Origin of the sequence: Xanthomonas prunicola (assembly GCF_002846205.1) — a bacterium.
Classification (GTDB): Bacteria; Pseudomonadota; Gammaproteobacteria; order Xanthomonadales; family Xanthomonadaceae; genus Xanthomonas; species Xanthomonas prunicola.
Map to the genome: position 1 here is coordinate 1 of NZ_PHKV01000076.1, position 514 is coordinate 514.

At 59.3% G+C, this 514-nt stretch carries 1 protein-coding gene; it reads left to right on the top strand.

The window, feature by feature from the left end; translation table 11 throughout:
• Positions 1-13 precede the first annotated feature (13 nt).
• Positions 14-514: cysteine peptidase family C39 domain-containing protein (locus tag XpruCFBP8353_RS23110; RefSeq protein WP_249027464.1), on the top strand; the 501-nt coding region annotated here is incomplete at its 3' end.

Genomic DNA, 514 nt, shown 5'->3' on the forward strand with positions numbered 1-514 from the left:
CGGGTGAAAAGCGATGAAGGACGTCTTGACACCATCCGCCGATGGCGATGCCGAGCCGGATCGCTCTGCTGAACCAAGCCTGGTGTTCTCCTCGAAGCGCCGTGTGCCGCATATCCGTCAGACGGAGTCGAGTGAGTGCGGCCTGGCCTGCATTGCGATGCTGCTCTCCTACTACGGCCATGAAACGAGTCTTGGGGAGCTTCGCAACCGCTTTACGGTGTCAACCAGTGGGGCAACGCTCGCCTCGCTGATTGAAATCGCTGATGCCAACGGGCTCACGACGCGTCCGCTTCGCTTGGAGCTTTACGAACTGCCCAAGCTGTCGTTGCCTTGCATGGTCCACCTACACCACGGGCACTTTGTCGTGCTGACGGCTGTGAGGGGAGGGCACGTGCACATCAGCGATCCCGCAGCGGGCGTCAAAAAAATCAAGCTCGATGAGTTCGATGAGCTTTTTAGCGGCATTGCGTTGGAGGCGCATCCGGGTCCGGCCTTCAAGAAGATCAAGAGCGTG